Annotated in this window: 17 protein-coding genes and 2 pseudogenes; 12 read left to right on the top strand and 7 right to left on the bottom strand. The window is 57.6% G+C overall.

Translation table 11 applies throughout. From position 1 onward, the window contains the following. A partial coding sequence (locus HCU66_RS25855) for a tyrosine-type recombinase/integrase (RefSeq protein ID WP_205891220.1) occupies positions 1-196 on the top strand: 196 nt, incomplete at its 5' end. A 1,057-nt stretch (positions 197-1,253) separates the two neighbouring features. Here the strand turns inward: HCU66_RS25855 and HCU66_RS25850 are convergent. After that, entirely contained in the window at positions 1,254-1,715 is a 462-nt protein-coding gene (locus HCU66_RS25850; protein ID WP_205891219.1) for an NUDIX hydrolase, read from the bottom strand. Positions 1,716-1,832: 117 nt separating this feature from the next. Between HCU66_RS25850 and HCU66_RS25845 the strand changes: the two genes are divergently transcribed. Both HCU66_RS25845 and HCU66_RS25840 read left to right on the top strand, forming a co-directional pair. Beyond that, positions 1,833-3,263, top strand: coding sequence for an IS1182 family transposase (locus HCU66_RS25845; protein WP_205891218.1), 1,431 nt, complete (start codon positions 1,833-1,835; stop codon positions 3,261-3,263). Positions 3,264-4,612: 1,349 nt separating this feature from the next. Continuing rightward, positions 4,613-4,837: pseudogene (locus HCU66_RS25840) on the top strand (VOC family protein); the annotation flags it as partial. Positions 4,838-4,860: 23 nt separating this feature from the next. Here the strand turns inward: HCU66_RS25840 and HCU66_RS25835 are convergent. The 3 genes from HCU66_RS25835 to HCU66_RS25825 all read right to left on the bottom strand — a co-directional run bounded on the left by HCU66_RS25835 (position 4,861) and on the right by HCU66_RS25825 (position 7,752). Then, positions 4,861-5,946 (bottom strand): winged helix-turn-helix domain-containing protein, encoded by a 1,086-nt coding sequence (locus HCU66_RS25835; RefSeq protein WP_205891217.1) that lies wholly within the window; start codon positions 5,944-5,946, stop codon positions 4,861-4,863. 311 nt (positions 5,947-6,257) lie between these two features. Next, positions 6,258-6,716 carry an HvfA family oxazolone/thioamide-modified RiPP metallophore gene (locus HCU66_RS25830; RefSeq protein ID WP_205891216.1) on the bottom strand — a complete coding sequence of 153 codons (459 nt, stop codon included), beginning with the start codon at positions 6,714-6,716 and terminating at the stop codon, positions 6,258-6,260. Between the two features lie 304 nt (positions 6,717-7,020). Beyond that, on the bottom strand, positions 7,021-7,752 hold the full coding sequence (locus HCU66_RS25825) for a hypothetical protein (RefSeq protein ID WP_205891215.1): 732 nt from the start codon (positions 7,750-7,752) through the stop codon (positions 7,021-7,023). A 179-nt stretch (positions 7,753-7,931) separates the two neighbouring features. Between HCU66_RS25825 and HCU66_RS25820 the strand changes: the two genes are divergently transcribed. Continuing rightward, positions 7,932-8,429, top strand: coding sequence for a YkgB family protein (locus HCU66_RS25820; RefSeq protein ID WP_205891214.1), 498 nt, complete (start codon positions 7,932-7,934; stop codon positions 8,427-8,429). A gap of 60 nt (positions 8,430-8,489) precedes the next feature. Here HCU66_RS25820 and HCU66_RS25815 read toward each other — a convergent pair whose 3' ends face one another. Together HCU66_RS25815 and HCU66_RS25810 are read right to left on the bottom strand one after the other, a co-directional pair. Beyond that, positions 8,490-9,365, bottom strand: coding sequence for a helix-turn-helix transcriptional regulator (locus tag HCU66_RS25815; protein ID WP_205891213.1), 876 nt, complete (start codon positions 9,363-9,365; stop codon positions 8,490-8,492). Positions 9,366-9,434: 69 nt separating this feature from the next. Next, positions 9,435-9,827: a GFA family protein gene (locus HCU66_RS25810; protein WP_205891212.1), complete on the bottom strand. Its 393-nt coding sequence runs from the start codon at positions 9,825-9,827 to the stop codon at positions 9,435-9,437. An 86-nt stretch (positions 9,828-9,913) separates the two neighbouring features. On the opposite strand from HCU66_RS25810, the gene HCU66_RS25805 reads away from it, so the two are divergent. After that, positions 9,914-10,231, top strand: coding sequence for a DUF7693 family protein (locus tag HCU66_RS25805; protein ID WP_205891211.1), 318 nt, complete (start codon positions 9,914-9,916; stop codon positions 10,229-10,231). On the opposite strand, the pseudogene HCU66_RS27255 reads toward HCU66_RS25805, so the two are convergent. Then, positions 10,220-10,593: pseudogene (locus HCU66_RS27255) on the bottom strand (hypothetical protein). The gene HCU66_RS25805 and the pseudogene HCU66_RS27255 overlap by 12 nt on opposite strands. A 241-nt stretch (positions 10,594-10,834) precedes the next feature. Between HCU66_RS27255 and HCU66_RS25800 the strand changes: the two are divergent. The 7 genes from HCU66_RS25800 to HCU66_RS25770 all read left to right on the top strand — a co-directional run. After that, on the top strand, positions 10,835-11,686 hold the full coding sequence (locus HCU66_RS25800; RefSeq protein ID WP_205891210.1) for a putative selenate ABC transporter substrate-binding protein: 852 nt from the start codon (positions 10,835-10,837) through the stop codon (positions 11,684-11,686). Beyond that, a complete protein-coding gene (locus HCU66_RS25795; protein ID WP_205891209.1) occupies positions 11,683-12,480 on the top strand; it encodes a phosphonate ABC transporter ATP-binding protein in 798 nt (265 codons plus the stop codon). The genes HCU66_RS25800 and HCU66_RS25795 overlap by 4 nt, the downstream gene beginning before the upstream one ends. Further along, positions 12,474-13,301 (top strand): PhnE/PtxC family ABC transporter permease, encoded by an 828-nt coding sequence (locus tag HCU66_RS25790; protein ID WP_205891208.1) that lies wholly within the window; start codon positions 12,474-12,476, stop codon positions 13,299-13,301. Before HCU66_RS25795 ends, HCU66_RS25790 begins: the two co-directional genes overlap by 7 nt. Further along, entirely contained in the window at positions 13,298-14,065 is a 768-nt protein-coding gene (phnE, locus tag HCU66_RS25785) for a phosphonate ABC transporter, permease protein PhnE (RefSeq protein WP_205891207.1), read from the top strand. Before HCU66_RS25790 ends, phnE begins: the two co-directional genes overlap by 4 nt. A gap of 51 nt (positions 14,066-14,116) precedes the next feature. Then, positions 14,117-14,776: an aspartate/glutamate racemase family protein gene (locus tag HCU66_RS25780; protein WP_205891206.1), complete on the top strand. Its 660-nt coding sequence runs from the start codon at positions 14,117-14,119 to the stop codon at positions 14,774-14,776. 428 nt (positions 14,777-15,204) lie between these two features. After that, positions 15,205-15,987 (top strand): transporter substrate-binding domain-containing protein, encoded by a 783-nt coding sequence (locus HCU66_RS25775; protein ID WP_205891205.1) that lies wholly within the window; start codon positions 15,205-15,207, stop codon positions 15,985-15,987. Between the two features lie 55 nt (positions 15,988-16,042). Further along, on the top strand, positions 16,043-16,282 hold a 240-nt coding region (locus tag HCU66_RS25770; RefSeq protein WP_205891204.1), incomplete at its 3' end, for an ABC transporter permease subunit.

Below are 16,282 nucleotides of genomic sequence, written 5' to 3'. Positions count from 1 at the left end.
AGCCATTGGACTGGACCCGACGATGTACGGTACCCACACGTTACGGCGAACCAAGGCTTCGTTGATCTATCGTAGGACCAAGAACTTGAGGGCAGTTCAACTCTTGCTTGGTCATACGAAACTCGAAAGCACTGTCAGGTATTTGGGCATCGAGGTAGACGATGCTCTAGAAATGGCAGAGCAAACAGACGTGTAATCTTCCACTGCGACGGTCTGCGGCAGACCGTCGCTTTCCGACCCAAAGCAGACATTCGATGTCGTCAGTTATTTCTCTGAAGAAGCGGATTCGTGGCTGCTAACTTACCTGCCTAATCTTGATGTTCTAGGGGCGATAAATAAAAAGCAAAACAATAATGAAAAGTTCAATCAAGACCATCACACCCAAAGCATTATCAATCCACTTATATATCCTGCTCACCTCTTTCCCTGTGGCTTTTCTATATTCTATAGAGTAGTGAACGGTAAGAGAGAGGCCAGGCAAGATCAAAATAAAAATTTCTATCAGACTATACATGTGTCGCACGGATCAAAAGGGAAGTTGATTTCTGCGTTTTGGGGCATTTCACGTTCCTCAACTCAAATAGTCGGCGCTTTCGGCTTGGTCGGGCGCTTAGGGCGAGGGCTGTAACGTTCTATCTCTCGAATGTACTCGCGCGCTACGCGAAAATAGTAGCGTTTCAAATGAATTCGCAGGTTCTGCCTTAGACGCCAAGTACCGTATGCACCTGCGCAAAGAATGAAAAAAAACAATACCAATTGGTTGGAGTCAGATAAAAATACAGCCAGGCAAATAAGCGCTACGACAATTAACTGATCAGGTGTATTGAGCCATCCGCTGTCTGTTCCTCGCTTTCTCAGAGTGCGAAGGAGCCACCTATACGTGGCGAAAACAAGTGCACTCAAGGAAAAGAACACGAACCCTATAATCCAGCTTCCTGGTATGGGCGAAAAACAGAACCTAACCCCAAAGCCAGCAAGGACAATGCTTGTACCAAATACACCAAAAAGAGCATCCCACTCTTGATCGACAGACCGATGCAGCAGTCTTTTGATCTCGACCCGGTGTATTTCGTGGTAGCGAGGGTTCATAGGCCTAACCTGAAGCTAGCAGGCAAACAAAATTGTGCCTTTGTTTGCCAAGTGTATGGCAGGTAGTGTTTTTGTCCAGGTTGTGCTCCCTGTCCGAGAAGAGAGCAGGGATGGCCGCTTCTGGCCCAGAGTGTGTAAAAACGCATATGGATTCGCGGTGACGGTTACGCAGCCGGTTCGAAGACACCTGCATCCACGAGCATCTCAACTAACGCCTCAGGCCATACCTTTTCTCCAGTAGATCTCAGCTCCTGAGCGGACCACCAGTGATGATCTGCCATGACCTGAGTCTCGTGTGAGGTCCATTCGGAGCTGGAAAGGGTCTGGCTTTCCGCGTGCACAACGAAATACTGCTCAACTGCGAACACCGTCTCGCCGCTGGGCAGGAGCATTGAAAACCTCCGATCTGCCACAGGCCCTGCAACTGTGTTGACCTGAATACCGGTCTCCTCGCGCAGTTCACGTATTGCAGCGGCGTGGAATGTTTCTCTATCTTCAAGACCACCGCCAGGGGTGGCCCAGTAATTTCTACCGGCTAAAGCCCCATCTTTATGGATAAATCTGAAAAGGAGGACATCTCGAGAGGGGCTTATAACTAGTAATCGTGCAGCCTTTCGCTCACGCATTTGACGTATATCTTCCCTGAAATTTTTGAAATGTGGGGTGCCGCCCTGATCAGTCGGAGGTCTCCCACATGGCTCGTAGCGTTACGATAGGATAATGATACTTCAGCAGGGCTACCCATGAAGCGCTTCATCCAAGGTGAGCATCGAGGCCAAGGCACCTTACTTCCCGAGAGCCTCGACGACTACGTCAGCGATACCAATCCGGTGCGCGTAGTCGACGTCTTTGTCGACGAACTCGACCTGGTCAATCTGGGTTTTGAAGGTGCCATTCCAGCCGATACTGGCCGGCCTGCTTACCACCCCGCAATATTGCTAAAGATCTACATCTACGGCTATCTCAACCGCATCCAGTCGAGCCGACGTTTGGAACGAGAAGCCCAGCGCAACGTCGAACTGATGTGGTTGACCGGGCGTTTGATGCCGGACTTCAAGACCATTGCCAACTTCCGAAAAGACAACAGCAAGGCCATCCGAGGCGTCTGTCGCCAGTTCGTTGTGCTGTGTCAGCAGTTGGGATTGTTTGGAGAACATCTGGTCGCCATCGATGGCAGTAAATTCAAGGCAGTCAACAACCGCGACCGCAATTTCACCAGCGCCAAACTGAAGCGGCGAATGGAAGAAATTGAATCGAGCATCAATCGTTACCTGGCGGCACTCGATGCTGCCGATCGGCAAGAACCAACAGCTTCCGAGCCCAGCGTTGTGCGGTTGGAAGAGAAAATCGCCAAGCTCAAAACTCAAATGAAGGAGCTTCAAGCGATCGAAATCCAGCTCAATGAATCGCCGGATAAACAGGTCTCACTGACCGATCCAGACGCCCGCTCCATGATGACGCGCGGCACGGGAATCGTCGGCTACAACGTGCAGACAGCGGTCGATACTCAGCACCATTTGATCGTTGCGCACGAGGTGACCAACGTCGGTTCCGACCGCGATCAACTCAGCTCGATGGCCAAGCAGGCCCGCGAGGCGATGGCGTCAGATACGTTGTCGGTGGTGGCTGATCGAGGTTACTTCAAAAGCGAACAAATCCTGGCCTGTCACGATGCAGGCATCACCGCCTATGTGCCCAAGCCGATGACCTCGGGAGCCAAGGCTGACGGGCGTTTCAATAACGATGCCTTCGTCTATGACGCGGCAAAAAACGAATACATTTGCCCCGCTGGAGAGGCGTTGATCTGGCACTATTCCTACGTTGAAAAAGGCCTGAAGTTGCACCGTTACTGGAGTTCGAAATGCCAGGGTTGCGCGTTGAAGTTGCAGTGCACACCGAGCACGGAACGACGAGTTCGACGCTGGGAGCATGAAGACGTATTGGAGGAGATGCAGCTTCGGCTGAGCAAAGCACCCGAGATGATGCGAGTCCGAAAACGGACTGTTGAGCATCCCTTCGGGACGCTCAAACAATGGATGGGTGCGACGCACTTCCTGACGCGAAAGCTGGCTGGGGTGAGCGCGGAGATGAGCTTGAATGTGCTCGCCTACAACTTGAAACGGGTCATGAAAATCATCGGTACCCATCACTTGATGAAGGCGCTAACGGCGTAAAAAACCGGCCTGTTTTTAGGTCTCCCGATGATCTGGCGCGTTGCTGGGGCGGTTTAGCTCATCAGGAAGGGACATCGTGCCTTAATCAGGCTACGAAGCCGGACAGCCACTCAGCCTTGAAAATCGAAACGGGATCTAGCGTTTTTACACACTCTGGGCCGATTGTTGCCTGTCGCGAAGGGATGCAATCGACCCTTTGCAGACATTCATAACGCCTAGGTTCAGCCGCGGGCTTGCCGGGCCGAAGTGGAGGTAAGACCGTCAGCTGGAATCGTTTGTTAGATGCAGCTACTCGCACCATACATCGCACTTTTCGCGTGTTCTCAAGTTTAGAAGCTCTGCGCTTGAACATGCACCGACCGGACTCCCCTCTAGAAATAGAACTTCGTCTCCTTCTTCCCAGCCCAGGCAATATGTTTGTGCTTCAAATTTTTCTCCGTTGATGATGAAAAGCTCATCGTTGTGAGCTACCTCGATTTCATAGCCCTCACGACCTGAGCTTCTGCTTGGTGCGCTATAGTGCTGACGCGGAGCAGGGGGTGCTGCTGCGCGTGGTTGTTGGGGGATGGATTTTGTGCCACGAAGAGCTGCCGATTCTCTTTGAACGCATGACACATATAGCGAAGGCCCTAGTGATGTGGAGCAGGATCTCAACAACCATTGCTTTTGTTCTTCGGTAAGAGATGAAATGTTTGGCAACCCGCCTGCGAGTGCAGCTTTCTCGCGGGTGAGGCAACTAATGGTAAGAAACGGGCCGAGGGAGTCGGAGCAGCTGCTTATGACCCAAGCTCGCAGCTCCGGCGTTAGGCTTGAAAGGTCTGGTTTTCCACGCGAAGCAGCTGATGCTTCCCGCACGACGCAGCTAGACCAGAGGGATGGCCCGAGGCTGCGAGAACATGAACGATTGACCCAATCGCGTGCGTCGGGAGAAAGCTTAGATAGGGCCGCGTCGGGATCTTGAGCTATCGCTGACTGAGCCATCAGCATCGCAAGAATGGTGAAAAACTTAGCATGCAATCGCATGTGCCCCCCGCATCTAATTACCATTTGGCGACATTACTGTCGCATAACGTTCCTTGATGTCCTGTAAGTCCTTGTTTTATTAGGGTGGTCACGGCGAACGTGACGCAAGCCAAGCTGCTAGATCAGTGTAGGCGACAAATCAAACAACGCTGCCAGCATGCTTCATTGGCCGCTTCTGGGCCGAATGCTGCCCTTGGTGAAAGGCAGCAATTGGCCGATAACCACCCGCCGCGAAAAGCCCGCTCCACAGTACGCAAACTGCCGAAATAGCCCGCCTGCCTGCACTGCTAGAATCCACGTACCTACCCCGACCCTGGAGAACCAAGATGATCAGCAAGAACACGATTTGTCTCTGGTACGACGGCACCGCGCTGGACGCTGCGACGTTCTACGCCGAGACGTTCCCGGACAGCGCGGTGGGCGCTGTCCTTCGCGCGCCGGGCGACTATCCGGCGGGCAAGCAGGGCGATGTCTTGACGGTGGAGTTCACGGTGATGGGCATCCCTTGTCTCGGGCCGAACGGCGGTCCGGGGGGCAAGCACAACGAGGCCCCTGAGTGAACAGGCGGTGCCCCTTATTCCGGCAGCCCCGCTTTACGCAGACCGTCCACCAGTGTGGCGAGATTCTCCGGCCGGTGGATCGGTAGCCAATCCCTGAGATTGGAGAGACGCAATGCAGGATCGAGCTGGTGCAAATGATCCATCGCACGTTGCGCTTCGGCCTTGCGTCCGGCAAGTGTATGGCTCGCCGCGAGGACGGCAGACACCAGCAGAAAACTCGGCAAATCCCAGAATGCTTTTTCCGCCCATGACGACGCCATGTCAATGCGCCCCAGGAACAGATGCGCGGCCGCCATTCCGGCTTGCATTCGATACAGTTCCGGGTCGAGGGGGCTCAACCGCATGGCGTGGGTAAAGTATTCGATGGCGGTAATCTGGTCCTGCAGTTCGAAAATGTCGCCCAGCACACCTTCGAAACGGCCCGCCCAATGGTGGGCACGGGTTGTCGCATCGATGAGTTGGGCCGTAATGCGCACACGATTACTGGCTTTGCGCCAACTGCCCTCCAGCACATAGCGAACGCCCCATTCGCGACCGACTTGTTTCACATCCACGGTGCGAGCCTTGTAGGTAAAGCTCGAATTGCGCACGACGACGAACAGCCAGCGATACTGCGACAGCGCCGCGATGATGTCCCCGACCACGCCGTCGGCCAGGTAATCCTGCTCTTCGTCCCCGCTCAAGTTCACGAACGGCAACACGGCGATGGACGGTTTGGCCGGCAGCGCAGGCGCGGATGCAGAGGCTTGAACCGATGGGACGGACTCGGCGCCAGCAAGGCCGACGCCATCCACTGACTTGACCTCGGCGACAAACCGGAATCCCTTGCGGGCCACCGTTCGAATCACACGCTGTTGCTGACCGTCATCGCCGACCGCCTTGCGCACCGCATTGATGTGACTGGCCAGGGTCGACTCCGAGACGATTCGGCCGGTCCATATCGCATTGATCAGCTCGTCCCGACTGACGACGTGCTCGCAGTGCTGCGCCAGGTAAACCAGCAGGTCGAAAACCTGGGGCGCAGTGGCAATCACCTGGGAGGCCCGCAGGAGTTCTCGCCGATCCAGATCGAGCACGCAGTCATCAAACACCAATAACATTGAGGGCTCCTGTCCCGTACTTGCGCGCCGGGCATAGGCCCATGGTTACCGGTCGACGATTTTGCGGCCCGGCGACGGCATTTATTGCACGGGCTCCTGGACAAAAAGCCAAGCCAAATTCAATGAAAACCCAAGGCTTCGGCAAAGTACTGAGGGCGTGGTTTGCCATTGCCCTCTCGCTGCGCCCCTTCGCGCCCAATCTCTCGATCTGGCTGGCCGGGTACTGGACGGATGGTTTGTTCGACTGGCGCGGGGTGTACGTAAAACCCTCCCGGCGACGAACACCGGGAGGGTAGAACAACGGAGGTGTATCAGCCCTTGGCCTGGCTCATACGAGTGAACAGCTCCGTAGGCACTTTCTTGCCGTTGGACGTGTACTGATTGCTCCTGTACGTGTAGGTTTCTGCCTCGGAAAGGTAGCCGTCCTGATTGGTGTCTATCGCTTTGAACTCCTCACTGCGGGTCGGGGCCACGGCCAGGAACTCCTTGAGTGAAACGCGGCCGTCGTCATCAGTGTCGGTGCGTTCGAAAGAGGCGTCGCCGCACTTGCCCTCACCGCACTTGCCTTCGGCCTGGGTTGCCTTGGCGCTGGCGCCACTGGAACCGCATTTACCCTCGCCACACTTGCCCTCCCCAGCCTTCTCCGCGGAAGCCAACTGATAGCCCTGGGGCAGCGCCTCCACCGCAAAGGCAGTCGAGGCGAGGTTCATACCGCCAACCAGGGCGACGGCGACCAGGCCAATACGGGTCTTGTTCGGAATACGGGACATAGTATTTCTCCAGATGCTGTGCGCGATCGAACCGCGCGGTCATGCCACAAGGGCAGAAAAGCCCTTGAGGATGCACTCGGCGAAATGAATCGAACCGGGAATCCCGGAGCGAACATGCATTAGCATTCACCTCGACAGGGCAACCTCATTTGGGCCCGGTCATTTGGATGCTTTAATGTATCCGCGAAGTGTCAGCAGGCCGGACATTTGTAAGTCAATCCCCGAACTCGTGATCCAGATACAGAGGGATACACCTGGTGCGGTGGTCATGACTCAACGCTGTCTGGAGGAAGACAGCATTGGGTCATGAGTAACGGATGTCACTGATGTCGATCGCCACCAGCAGCTGCGACGCGATCGCACGATTATTCGCGTCACGGCGATAGGCCCTCCGCTTGCTGGGCATAGGGAGCCCCTGGGCCTGGACATAGTCGTGAACGTACTGGGCAGCGGGCAATCCGCCGCTTACGTCGACGCTGTAGTCGTGCCGACGCAGCAGAAAGTCTTCGCCGAAGTAGAAATCCTGTACCGGGCAGTGCGTGACCACGTTCGGCGCAAAGTGCACCCGCAAACGACGCCAATGCTGGTCGCCCTCCTCCCAAGGGTCGACCTCTTCAACCCTGACACCCGGCAAGATGAACAGAAATGGCATCGTCATGTACGACCACAGCGCGTAACCGTTGAAGTACGCGCGGTGAAGCGGATCCCAAGGTGTCGTTTCTGCGTGGTCACGAAAAGACGCCCTCGGATCCGAGCGCTCCGCCACCACCTGGCCATCCGTGGTTTCAATAGCGATTCGATCGGGTGTGTACGCCGTGCGCTGGTTCGGAGCTCCGAAAGGCATCACCGACGCTCTTTGCTCATGCAGCCAGACAGTCATCTGACGAGCGTCACTGTCCTGGGTCAGCCCCTTCATGCCCCACAGCGAGCCGCCGGTCACAATGCTGGCACTTACCGTGTTGAAGCTGTTCCAGCGTTCTTGTCCGCCGTGGGCTATCAGTACCCGTTCCAGTAGATCGCAGTGCTGTCCGTTCATGGAGATAACCCTCTTCATTGCTGAGCCGGCCCACCAGCGCTGAAGACATGCCGACGGGTTTAGACGATCTGCATTGAACTCTGTACTTTCAGCACCCAAGAGAGCGAAGTCAGAGGCAACACTATCTCCACGCCCAACGTATATCGCGTGGGTTAGCCAAACCTCTGGAAGCCCACACAATGAACGTCTTGAACATCAACAACCATCGCAACAACAGCTTATCGCTCGGGGTTAAAACCATGGCGATTGGAACCTACGGTGCTTATTTTGCACTCGCCCTCATCTACTTCTGGTTCGGCGGCATGAAATTCACGCATTACGAGGCACAGGGATTGGTTCCGCTTGTGAGCAACAGCCCTCTATTGGGTTGGGTTTATGACATTTTCAGTGTAGATGTCTTTTCTCGCCTACTCGGAGTCCTGGAGATCTCGATCGGTGCTCTTATTGCAGGTCGCCTTCTATCACCCAAGCTTTCTCTAGTGGGTGGAGCATTGTCTGCCGGACTGTTTTTCACGACGTTGACCTTTATGCTCTCGACACCCGGAGTGGTTGAACCCGGCCTCGGCTTTCCAGCCATTACCGTTGCTGCGGGCCAATTTCTCCTTAAAGACATAGGGTTGCTTGCCGCTTCTGTATTCGTGGCGGGCCATTCTCTAACCAGGCTGGAAACCCGTTGAACTGATAATGCCCTCCAGGGATGGCCTGAAGCAGTCCGATGCTTTCAGGCCATTTCCCTTTCAGAGACCGTCACGATCCAGATCATGGGTGATGTCAAGAGAACTTCGCCCCTCTCCCGTCAGCGATTTCATCCAGTCCCGGGGGCTGCTGCCCGTCTTGCGGCGAAAGGCACGAGCAAGCGCCGACGGACTTTCATAACCGACCTCGTCGGCGATCAGCGTAATCGGCCGGCCTTCACGCAGACGTTTCTGCGCCAGGCTGATCCGCCAACTCAGAAGATAATCCGCAGGTGTCTGCCCGATAACGGATCGGAAATGAGCGGCATAGGCAGCACGCGACATGTTCGACTCGCTCGCCAGCTCTGCGACTGACCAGGCATGACGCGGTGCATTGTGCATCTGTACCAGAGAGCGCACCAACCGCGAGTCGGCGAGTCCGGCCATCATTCCGGTACTTAGCGCCTGCTGGTCGAGCAGATGCCGAAGCAGCAAGATGATCAGCAGCTCGAATAAACGATCAAGCACGGCTTCCCTGCCACAATGTCCGGCTGCTGCCTCACCGAACAGCCAGCTCAGTGTATCGGCCAACTGTGGCAGTTCATCCAGGGGCAGCACCAAAAGATCGGGTAACGAAGCAGACAATGGGTTATCGACACCACCGTCAAACTCCATTGACGCACACAATAGCCGAGCCCCCTCGGGCTCACCCGGGATGAGTTGATGCCGGCTTGGGCGTGGCAGAAAAATCAGACTGGGCCGGGTAAGCAGCGAGTCGCTGCCATCGGGGCCCCGTAAAGTGAGGTGACCCGCCTGCAGCAGATGAATATGGCCGCGCTGGTCAGCGCCATCGTACGACGCCACACCGCAAAGCTTGCCACTGTGAAACAGGTTGGCGCGGACACCGAACTGTGACAGCAAAGTAGACAAGCGATCCATAGGCAATCCCATAGCGAGGTACAGACGATCAGCATCGTATCACCGGTACCTTCGCACCGTTCGTGCGACCTACTCCTCAAAGCGCCCTGTGGCGTCACGATCGCGCTCGTATCGCCTGGTAAACGGAAACGGTGGCAACCAGGACTCGCGACGGACGATCCAGCTTTCGTAGGTGGGCATCAGTTGGTCAGGAGCATCCAGAGCCCCCAGGTGCACTTCGATTTCGTCGCCGGTGCGCGCATAAACCGACGAGCCGCAACGGGGACAGAAAAACCGCCCGGCGTAGTCACGTGTTTCGCCCTCGATCGTCACCGCCTCCTGAGGGAACACCGCGCAAGCATTAAAAAGCGCTCCATGATGCTTGCGGCAGTCGAGACAATGACAAACGCCGACCCGGTATGGGAGCCCCGATGCCTCGATGCGGACATTGCCGCACAAGCATCCGCCGGTGAATCGGTCCATGTCGCACCTCCTCTGAAATCAAGCGCTCGGAATGTGAAAATAGCCGCTAAACGACCGCTACAATGCTCCGAAAGTGACGTCCAGGAATGAGAGTGAACTTGCAGAGCCTAACCCCGACACCCGCCCTCACCGCCCGCGAAGTCTGCCAACGCTTGCGAGACGCCGCCCTGGAAGTCCTCCCGTTGCGGCGCATCCACGAACCGTGTGAACCCGGCCAGGTACAGGTCGATATCGAAGGCTGGCGTCTGACCCTCGACTTCGACGGCAACCGCTTGCACCACTGCCAACACTGCCGCAGCCCGGACGGTCGCGAGGGAGCACTCCAGGCCTGGCGTTACGGCACTGACCCGGTCAGCTTGCTGAGCACCTGGGAGTTGGCGCAGGTCGAGCGACTATTGAAATAGCAACGCCCCGTCCACCGGCGAGGGGTCAGTTGGAATATTGGCCGCAACGTACTGGATCACCTCTTCAAGTGTGTCCATGTCTGGAGCATTGCTCACTAACGCTTCCGGGCGACACCATGGGTAATCCAGATGTGATAGCCACTCCATGATGCCGTGCAGATCAGTCGCTGACAGGGTTATCATGTGCTCAATGGTGATGGTGAGCCTCTGAATCGCCTGACCAGCACATCGCCGATAGGTCCAAGACCTTCGACGTGGGGCGCAAACGAGATGGATCCGGTGTGCAAGACCATGTCCAGTATCGCGTCTGGCGCAAAGGCCTGGTGTAACAAATGTGGACGGTTGCCGTCCTTGGCTTTTATGTACTATCGAATCGCTAGTTGAGCAGTGTTCATTGTTTATCCGTCGTATCCATACAGGGTTGAGAGCCGCCTCATGCAAGGCTCACATGACTATTACACGTGCCCCGCCCTTCGCAACAGACAGCAATAGGCCAAAAGCAGTCAATTTCGTTCCATTCGTCTACCCTCACAAAGCGCCACGCAGCAATCACCTTGTGCCAGGCGCCTCGACATTCTTCCGTAAATGCACCGGAGATTTTCCATGCTCAAGCGTACCCTGGCAGTGGCCGTCGGCTTGTCCCTGTCTGTTTTCACCCTGTTCACGCAAGCCGCCGAGACCCTGAAAGTCAGCGCGATTCCCGATGAAGCCCCGACCGAACTGCTGCGCAAGTTCAAGCCGCTTGGCGCCTATCTGGAACAACAATTGGGCATGAAGGTCGAGTTCGTGCCCGTGAGCGACTATCCGGCCGTGGTCGAGGCGCTGGCCACCGACCGCATCGACCTGGCCTGGCTGGGCGGCTTCACGTTCGTGCAGGCACGCCTGAAAACCGGCAATGCCATTCCGTTGGTGCAGCGTGAACAGGACGCTCAATTCACCAGCAAATTCATCACCGCCGACCCAGCCGTCAAGTCCCTCGCCGACCTCAAGGGCAAGACCTTTGCCTTCGGCTCGGTGTCCTCGACTTCCGGCAGTCTCATGCCGCGCTATTTCATGCTCAAGGATGGCATCAAGCCAGAAAGCTACTTCAGTCGCGTCGGCTACTCCGGCGCCCATGACGCCACCGTTGCCTGGGTCCAGGCCGGCAAGGTGGACGCCGGGGTGCTCAACGCCAGCGTGTGGGAAAAACTGGTCGCCGCCGGCAAGGTCGACACCACCAAGGTCAAAGTGTTTTCGACCACCCCGGCCTACTTCGACTACAACTGGACGGTGCGCGGGACCCTCGACCCGGCACTGGCGGCCAAGATAAAGACTGCCTTCCTGGCCCTCGATCCGGCGACTGCGCAGGACAAGGAAATTCTGGACCTGCAGGCCGCCAGCCGCTTCATCGAAACCAAGCCTGAGAACTACAAGGGTATCGAGGAAGCCGCACGCGCCGCCGAACTGCTCAAATGACATTGCATCTGACCCGGGTCAGCCTTACCCACGCCAACGGCGTCCAGGCGCTGCGTGGTGTGGATCTGCACATCGGAGCACGCGAACAAGTCGCCATCATCGGTCCGTCCGGCGCGGGTAAGTCGACCCTGCTTAACCTGCTGGCCACCGCCCTGCGACCGGGCAACGGCGAGCTGCAGGTGCTCGGCGAGCACGCCTGGCAGCTTTCTGCCCGTCAGCGGCAGCGTCTGCGTGCTCGCATCGGCCTGATCCATCAGGCGCCTCCCCTGCCCCCGCGCCAGCGCGTGGTCACCGCGGTTCTGGCGGGCAAGCTCGGTCAGTGGGGGCTGGGCAAGAGCCTGCTGAACTTGCTGCATCCGCTGGATGTTCCGGGCGCACGCGCGGCATTGGCCAGGCTGGACCTGAGTGACAAGTTGTTCGCGCATTGCCAGCAACTGTCCGGTGGGCAGCTACAGCGCGTGGGCATTGCCCGCGTGTTGTATCAAGCGCCCGAGGTGTTGCTGGCCGATGAACCGGTGTCGGCCATGGATCCGGTGTTGGCCCAGCACACGCTTTCGGTGCTCTGTCGTCATGCCCGGCAGCACAACGTCACGCTGGTCGCCAGCCTGCATGCGGTGGAGTTGGCCCTGGCGAACTTTTCGCGAATCATCGGCTTGCGTGACGGACAGATCCTGTTCGACCTTGCGGCCAGCGAAGTCGACCACGAGTTGCTCGACAAGCTTTACGCCAACGAGCAACTGCAATCCCCACCCATTGCTCCGCCGCCTTTGAGTGTACAGATTCCCCGATGCTGACCCGTGAGACCCGAGATCCGGCCACCCGGCCCCGCCTGCTGCTCACCTTGCTGGCCCTTGCCTTACTGTGGCCCGGTATCCGCTTCAGCGAGCTGGACTTGGGCGTGCTGGTGGCGAGTGGCAGTCAGAGCGAGATGGGCCGGTTTGTTTCAGCCTTCTGGCCACCGGCCCATGGCGAAGCGTTCATTGAGCTGTTGTTGCAAGCCACCCTGCAGACCCTGGCCATCGCCACGGCCGGGATGGCGCTGGCGTTGCTGTTGGCAATCCCCGCCAGCCTGCTGGCCAGTCGCGCGCTGTCGCTGTCTGCGGCCTCCCGTGCCGGTCACCCGAGCTATTGGGGACAACTGCTGCGTTGGCCCGTACGCGGCTTGCTGATCTTCCTGCGAAGCGTGCCGGAAATCGTCTGGGCCCTGCTGTTCGTGCGCGCTGTGGGCTTGGGCCCGACTGCCGGGGTACTGGCCATTGCCATTACCTACAGCGGCATGTTGGGCAAGGTCTACGCGGAAATTTTCGAATCGGTCGACCAGCGTCCGGTACACACGCTACTGCAGTCCGGCAGCGGTCGGCTCGCCGCCTTTTGCTACGGGATCCTGCCCAATGTCGCGGCGGAACTGCTGTCGTACACGGTGTACCGCTGGGAATGCGCCATCCGCGCCTCGGTGGTGATGGGCTTCGTCGGCGCTGGTGGTCTGGGTCAGCAAATGGACCTGTCGTTACGCATGTTCGCCGGTGGTGAAGTGGCCAGTCTGTTACTAACGTTCCTGGTCCTGGTGCTGCTCGCCGATCAACTCAGCCGCCTGCTGCGCTGGAGGCTGACATGAATCGCCTGTTCAACCTGGCATTGCTTTCGTGCATCGGCGCAGCGGTCGTCGCCTCCTTCATCTACCTGGGCATCGACCTCGGCGAACTCGGCGGCACCGGCAACCTGCACCAGATGGGCGCTTATGCGCAGCGCTTTCTCAGCCCGGACCTGAGCGCGGGCCATCTGCAAGCCATCGGCCACGGTGCCCTGGAAACCCTCGCCATGTCTGCCCTCGGCACCCTGCTCGCGGCGGTGTTCGGCCTGCTGTTGGCATTGCCCGCGGCCGGACGCTACGGCTGGCCTTTGCAGAGCACGTCGCGTCTGGTGCTCAACGCCTTGCGCGCGGTGCCGGAACTGGTGTGGGCCGCGCTGATGGTCCTGGCCGCCGGGTTCGGCCCCAACGCCGGCACCCTGGCCTTGGCCCTGCACACCACCGGCGTGCTCGGACGGCTGTTCGCCGAAGCGCTGGAAAACACCCCACCGGAACCGGCCGACGCGATCCGTCTGCAGGGCGGCAATGCCCTATGGGCGTTCTGTTACGGCACCCTGCCCAACCTGCTGCCACAGCTACTGGCCTACATCCTGTACCGCTGGGAAAACAACATCCGCATGGCCAGTGTGCTCGGCTTCGTAGGCGCCGGTGGTCTGGGGCAAATGCTCTATGTCAACCTCAGCCTGTTCCAGGAAGCTCAAGCCAGCACGGTTATCCTGGCGATGTTGTTACTGGTATTGGCGGTCGATACATTGAGCAGTTGGAGCCGTCAGCGTTGGGTCAAGGCCTGAGTGTTTTCGCGGAACGGATATATCTGCCCCCCTACCACCCTGGGAAACGTCATGCCTGAACCGCTCATCTATCTGATCCATGCCACACCCCTGTCCATCGCGCCGATAACCGAGGCCTTCTCTCGGCTTTGGCCTGAGGCCAGATTGGCGAATCTGCTGGAAGACTCTCTTTCCCGCGATCTGGCAGACGCCGGTGAACTCACTCCAGCGATGAGCCAACGATTTTTGAAGCTCGCCACTTATGCCGCAGAGTCAGGCGCAGACGCCATTTTGTTTACCTGCTCGGCATTCGGCGATTCCATTGATTTGTGTAAACGCTCCCTGAGTATCCCGATCCTCAAGCCGAACGAAGCCATGATTGAGGAGGCCATTCAACGAAGCCGGAAAATCTCCATCCTGTCGACATTCCCTCTGGCAATCACCTCAATGACCGAAGAGTTTCAAAGCTTTGCGCGGCAACAAGGCGTGGCGATCGAACTCTCTGCACATGTCTGCCCTGAGGCGTTCGACGAACTGCGCAAGGGTAACGCCGATCGTCATGATCAATTGATTACGGATATGGCTCGTACGGTCACAAACGGCGAACTGCTGTGCTTCGCGCAATTTTCCATGGCCCGTGCTGCGCAACAGGCAAGTCAGGCGAGCGGCCTCCCCGTTCTGACCACGCCCGACAGTGCCATCTTGAAACTTCGTGGCCTTCTGGAAGCCTGATGCTTGTGCAAAACAAAAATGAATAAATCGCCAGCGCGCCAACACGGCCGACGGGATCACCGCATTGCCACTGCGTAACAACAAAAAAACCCGGAAACAGAAAATGTTTCCGGGTTTTTTTTGTTCGCATCAAGGTTTGCGCCAGGAAAGTCGGCGCCCTTCTCACACTTTGTTACCGCATACCCCAGCCGGGTGTAAAAAACTGCTTCGGTAACAGCCTCGCAGACTGCCTCCCCCCTGCGCTCACCTGCCTGCCAAGCCCATCCCAGAGCACTTTACGCGCTTTCTCAAACGTCCAATCGGCGAATTGGCCGGGTGATTGCATATGCTTGTCTGTACAAGTATCTGCGTGTGCATAAGACATCTTGCCACGCAGTACACGCGCTCTTGCGGCACAAGCGTTTTCGATGATCCTTGGGAATAAAATAATGAAAAAAGCATTTCTCACTCTTTCTGCATTGGCTTTGTGTATGGCTGCCGGTTCTGCGCTGGCCAAGGAGTACAAGGAGTTGCGCTTTGGCGTCGACCCCTCTTATGCGCCGTTCGAATCCAAGGCCGCCGATGGCGGCCTGGTGGGCTTCGATATCGACCTGGGCAACGCGATCTGCGCTGAGCTGAAGGTCAAGTGCAAGTGGGTTGAAAGCGACTTCGACGGCATGATTCCCGGCCTCAAGGCCAATAAATTCGATGGCGTGATCTCTTCCATGACCGTCACGCCGGCGCGTGAGAAAGTCATCGATTTCTCGAGCGAGCTGTTTTCTGGCCCGACCGCGCTGGTATTCAAGAAAGGCGCGGCCATCGGTACCGATCCGGCTTCCCTCAAGGGCAAGAAAGTCGGCTACGAGCAAGGCACCATCCAGGAAGCCTACGCCAAGGCCGTGCTGGACAAGGCCGGGGTAGAGACCCAGGCCTACGCCAACCAGGACCAGGTGTACGCGGACCTGATCTCCGGACGCCTCGATGCCTCAATCCAGGACATGCTGCAAGCCGAACTGGGCTTCCTGAAGTCGCCACCAGGCGCCGGCTTCCAAGTCAGCGAGCCGGTCGCAAGCCCCCTGCTGCCAGCCAAGACTGCCGTGGGTCTGGCCAAAGGCAACGCCGAGCTCCAGGCCTTGCTGAACAAAGGTATCAAGGCACTGCACGACAATGGCACCTATGCGGCCGTCCAGCAGAAGCACTTTGGCGATCTGAATCTCTACAGCGGCCAATAATGACCCTGTGCCCATTTCAGGATGGGCACTTTTTTGATTGACGTAGGGCTGCTCAATGCTAGAAAACCTATTGCAGATTCTCGGGCTGTCAGACTTTAGCCTTAAGGGTTTCGGCCCATTGTTGCTGCAAGGCTCCTGGATGACTGTCAAATTATCCTTTCTGTGCTTGCTGGTGAGCGTTGGCCTGGGCCTGATCGGCGCCAGCGCCAAGCTTTCGAAATCGGCACTGCTGCGCGTCCCTGCGCAGGCCTACACCACGCTGATTCGCGGGGTGCCGGACCTGGTGCTGATGCTG

It is taken from the genome of Pseudomonas frederiksbergensis (genome assembly GCF_017114915.1).
In the GTDB taxonomy this organism is placed as follows: Bacteria; Pseudomonadota; Gammaproteobacteria; order Pseudomonadales; family Pseudomonadaceae; genus Aquipseudomonas; species Aquipseudomonas frederiksbergensis_I.
Note: the sequence above shows the minus strand (reverse complement) of the source record. Positions and strands in the feature narration are given on the sequence as shown.